This is a genomic window from Mumia sp., assembly GCF_028803055.1.
GTDB lineage: Bacteria > Actinomycetota > Actinomycetes > Propionibacteriales > Nocardioidaceae > Mumia.
The window spans coordinates 1-4785 of the sequence record NZ_JARBCJ010000226.1; the positions used below are offsets into that span (position 1 = coordinate 1).

4 protein-coding genes are annotated in these 4785 nt (G+C 68.3%); 2 read left to right on the forward strand and 2 right to left on the reverse strand.

The features are described from left to right. The coding region (locus PV363_RS15950) for a hypothetical protein (protein ID WP_301022842.1) at positions 1 to 304 on the forward strand (304 nt) is incomplete at its 5' end. A gap of 33 nt (positions 305 to 337) precedes the next feature. Here PV363_RS15950 and PV363_RS15955 read toward each other — a convergent pair. Next, positions 338 to 1684 (reverse strand): right-handed parallel beta-helix repeat-containing protein, encoded by a 1347-nt coding sequence (locus PV363_RS15955; protein WP_301022843.1) that lies wholly within the window; start codon positions 1682 to 1684, stop codon positions 338 to 340. Between the two features lie 174 nt (positions 1685 to 1858). Beyond that, positions 1859 to 3295, reverse strand: a complete 1437-nt coding sequence (locus tag PV363_RS15960; RefSeq protein ID WP_301022844.1) for an exopolysaccharide biosynthesis polyprenyl glycosylphosphotransferase — start codon at positions 3293 to 3295, stop codon at positions 1859 to 1861. Positions 3296 to 3483: 188 nt separating this feature from the next. Between PV363_RS15960 and PV363_RS15965 the strand changes: the two genes are divergently transcribed. Further along, positions 3484 to 4638 carry a hypothetical protein gene (locus PV363_RS15965; protein WP_301022845.1) on the forward strand — a complete coding sequence of 385 codons (1155 nt, stop codon included), beginning with the start codon at positions 3484 to 3486 and terminating at the stop codon, positions 4636 to 4638. Positions 4639 to 4785 lie beyond the last annotated feature (147 nt).

Sequence of the window (4785 nt, forward strand, 5' to 3'; positions counted from 1 at the left end):
GGTCCACGATGTCTTCACGCCCTGGACCGGTCAGCGTCCGGACGTCATCAAGGTCGCCAACCTGCTCCGCCGTCTCTACTTCAGTGACCAGGACCTGCTCCGTGCCCTGCGCGCCCTGCACTCGAGCCTCCCCGAGGGCGGCCATCTTCTCCTCGTCGACAACCCCCGCCGCAAGAACACGCCTCCCGGGGTCGGGCTCTATCGCCGGGAAGGCGACCATTTCACGGAGGTCGCTCGCTCCGGTCACCCCGAGATCGCCGACCTCGTCACGCTGGTCGGCACGGGCGAACCGTCCTTGACCTGACGACGGACGGCACGGCCTGAGCCGTCCGGTTCCTCAGGAGCCTCGTCGGATGGTGATGGGGGTGTTGGTGGTGTCCCAGAGGTTGTTGGTGATGGTGGCGATCTGGGTGGTGGTGGGTGGGGCGATGATGGGGCAGTTGGTGATGCGTGAGGTTCCGAAGCGGTTGTCGCGGATGGTGAGTCCGGGGATGGGGCCGCGGGCTTTCTCGGCGATGTTGAGGGTGCAGGATCCGCCGGAGAGCCAGTTTCCGGCGATGGTGATGTTGGTGGAGCGGTAGCGGTCCTGGGTGATCATGATCCCGGTGTGGAAGGCGCCTTCGAGGACGTTGTGGCGGATGGTGATGTTGTTGCCGCCTTGGATCTGGAGGCTGTCGTCGTGGCTCTTGCCGTCGGTGGAGATCCAGTCGGGGTCGAAGTGGGTGTTGTCGTGGAGCCAGGAGTCTTCGAGGCGGACGTTGTCGCCGAAGACGAGGACGGCGTCGACGACGTTGGAGACGTTGATGCGGCGGGCGGTGAAGTTGCGGCCCTTGAGGCCGTCGCGGTTGGGGTGGGGGTAGGCGGCGCGCAGGGTGGTGTCCTCGATGAGGAGGTTCTTGTGGTCGCCGTAGGCCGAGATCAGTGATTTCTTGACGGTGTCGACGGGTCGGCCGCGCACGATGGTGTTGCGGATCGTGACGTTGTCGGCTTTGACGCTGATGTCTCCGCGGACGTCGAGGCCGTCGACCACCGTGCCGGCCCTGCTGATCGTCAGATCTCCGTCATGGACGGTCAGCTTCGTACCGGCAGGCACACCCGTGTTAGACGAGCCCGGACGACCAACCGGGGTCGGTGACGGGCGCGTCACCGCACCAGCCACCTCCATCGCCGCCGCGGAGAGGTAGGCATTGCGATCGCACTGGCCTTCGACGTAGTTGTCGTTCACCAGATCGATGCGGACGTCGTGGAGGCCGTCGCCTAGCGAGGGTCCGACTGCGACGGAACCGTCGGGTCGAGCGTCGTCCAGCGTCACGCGACCCGACGGAACGCCGTCGACGGACACGGCAACGACGGCCCAACCCTCGCAGTCGCTGCTCCTCCCCGAGAGGATCACCCGCCCAGATCCCGCGATCTCGGTCGTGGCATAGCTGCTGTTGCCCCACAGGACCGCCTCGGTACTCGCTGCACCCTCCGGGCTGGCGGCCGCGGCTCGGATGGTGCCGTTGACCACCTCGAACTGGGACGACGGGGGTTCCGCCTCGTTGTCGGCCGCAGCGACCATCCCTGCCGGAGCAAGCAGGCCGAGGGCCGCGATCACGACGACGGCCGGGCGACGGGAGTGGGGCTTGGAGGGACCGCGGTGTGTGGCGTTGCGGATCCGATGGACGCTGTGTCGGCGAAGCATGCGCTGGACTATAGGTCGCACAACCGGTGAGATTCGTGACGAGTTTGGGCCACCCGATCGTGGCCCAAATACGACAGACCGGACCGATCCCTGCCATAGCGCCCCCGGCGATGAAGATCAGCACTTTTCGGGCCACGTGTGACCTGCATCACCGTGTAGAACGTGGCGTTGTGGTCAGCCTGCTCCATCGCGGCAGACGACGGCACGGAGGGTCCGCGCGGCGATCCCCAGGTCCCGGCGCATGGTCCAGTTGTCGACGTAGTCGATGTCGAGGCGTACGGCTTGCTCCCAGTCGAGGCTGGACCGGCCACTGACCTGCCACAATCCGGTCATCCCAGGCTTCACTCGCAAGCGTCGCGCGATCCAGTCGTCGTACTGGTCTCGCTCGGAGAGCAGACCAGGACGCGGCCCGACGAGCGACATGTCGCCCCTCACCACGTTGATCAGCTGGGGGAGCTCGTCGAGAGAAAGCTTGCGCAACGCGCGTCCGAGGCGCGTGATCCTGGGATCGTCACCGATCTTGAACAGGAGTCCGGCGCCCTCGTTGAGCTCCCGAACCTCATCGAGGCGCTCCTCCGCGTCGACGACCATCGTCCGAAGCTTGATCATCGTGAACGGATGACCGTTGCGTCCGGCCCGAACCTGGCGGAAGAAGGCCGGGCCGCGGGAGTCGAGCTTGACCAACGCCATCAACACCAAGAGGAGCGGCGACGCCAGCAGAAGCAGGGCGAGGCCGCCGACGCGGTCGAGCAGGTCCTTGCCCCACAGCCCGAGCGACGACGGCTTGGGGGACGAGACGTCGAGGAGCATGCGGCGCCCGACCACCACCGGCTCGACACGGTGCGGCATCACGCCGTTGAGATCGGTCGCCACACTGACGGGCACACGTGCGCGCTCGAGCTGCCAGGTCAGACGGCGCACGTCGTAGACACTGAGCGCCGCACCGGGCGCGATGACCACCCAATCCACGGCACACGAACGAGCGACCGTCTCGACGTCTGCGGGTCGGCCGAGGACGGGGACGCCGCTGACGTCGTCGGGGAGCGGCTCGCCGGGGGCGGTCGGGACGCACGCGCCGACAACATCCATGCGCTGATTGGTGGCCCACGGGTTCACCACGTCGCGGATGCCATCCCCGTCTCCGACGACGAGAACAGCGAAGGCAGGACGACGCCGCCGCTCGAGGAGGCCGGCGACGAGGGCCGTCGAGCACGCGGTGAGCACGACAGCGAGAGCAGCACGAACGTCGCCGGGGGCCAGGAGCTCGACTGCGGCAAGAGGCGTCAACGTCACAGCAGCGGCAGTGACCGTGCGTCGCGCGTAGCGCCGGGCGTCGTTCGTCCTCACGATGCCCGGCTTCGCAACCACCGCGTATAACGGGAGCAGGACCAGCACGAGGCAGAGGGAGGAGACGATCGGCCCGGCCGAGACCGTGGCTGCGGCCGCGGCCGTAGCGGCGAGGACGGGAAGCCCGAACCACGCGATGTCGGAAACACGGTCACGGTGGCGCCCGAGGGACCGTCGCGTCGGCCCGCCGGGGAGGATGTCTGCGGTCTGGCCGGGCACGGCAAGCCGCACTGGGGCCGTTCCGCTCAGATCCGTGTCGCTCATCGCCGACGTACTCCGACTTCCTGCTTGATCAAACCTCGCCCACCGCGAGAGCGGTGGACTTCGTCGCCGAGAACATGCTAAGGCTCCGAAGGTTCTCCCTCCGCCACTTTTCGATAACTGTCCCGGCGGCTCTCGGCCCATGGTGAAAATGTCCCTGCCGTGACTCTCCGGTTTCCTACGTTCGGTCCATGGCGAGTGTGGTGACACCCCCCTCCGGTTGGATGACTCAGGGGATCGAGACGACGGCGAGACTGGCCGGCGCAGCAGCGCTCACACACCTCGTGACGCGTGCCATCACGCTCGGGGCACTGCTCGTCGCGAGCCAGGGCCGCGGCGGCCTGGGCACGGCGATCGAGCGCTGGGACGGCCGCTGGTACCGCTCGATCGCAGAGCACGGCTACCCCGACGCCTTGCCGCGACAGGCCGGCGGTGACGTGGTGACGAACGAGGCCGCCTTTTTCCCGCTGTACCCCTGGAGCGTTCGGCCGTTCGTCACGCTCGGGGTGCCGTTCTGGCTCGTCGCCGTCGTGGTCGGGCTGGTGGTCAGCACAGCTGCGGCGGTCGTGATCGCGCTCACCGTGCGCGAGTACGCGACGGCGCGCGCGGCCTTCTTCGTCTCGGCCGCTTGGTCGGTCTTCCCGACTGCCGCCGTTCTCTCGACCGCCTACGCCGAGGGCCTCTTCACCCTCTTCGCGGCGGCCACTCTCTACGCCGTGCTGCGACGCCAGTGGTGGGCCGCGGGCGTGTGCTGCGCGCTGGCCGGGTTCACGCGGCCGACCGGCGTCATCCTCGTCGCCGCCGTGGCGGTCGCCGCGGCGCAGGCAATCGTCACCCGTCGCGACGTGCGCAGCCTCGTGGCGGTGGCTCTCGGCTCGCTCGGGGTCACCGGTGCGATCGCGCACGCAGGACTTCGGACGGGTGAGCTCGACGCCTGGTTCGTCACCCAGCGGGAAGGTTGGCAGGTCAGGTTCGACGGTGGATACACCTTCTGGCGATGGGCGGCGGGGGCGACCTCGGAGCCTCGTGGGATGCTCGCCCCGGCTCTCGCCGTCGCCGTGGTCGGGCTCATCGTCCTCACCGTCCTCGCCCTCGTGGCGCGGCCCCCTCTGCCGGTCGCGACCTACCTCGTCCTCGGCATGCTGCTCGCGCTCGGACAGGGCGGCGCCTTCTATCTCTCGATGGTCCGGTTCGCCCTCCCGATCTTCCCGGTCCTGCTCCCTCTCGGGGTCCTCCTCGCCCGGCTCCGGACCGGCCTCGCCGTCGCGGCTGTCGGCGCGGCGTGCGTGGTCTCGGCGCTGGTGGGCGTCTACTACTTCACCGTTCCTACGGCGGCGTCACCGTGATCCACCCCACACAAGGGGAAATGTCCGGTTATGGGAACGTCGAGCTGCCGGCCTCACTAAGATGTGGCGACGGGTGGCGCCGACGTCGTTCGACGTCGGGAAGGAGTGTGCTGTGGAGCGTGTGATCGGGTACGCGCCTGGGGTCTA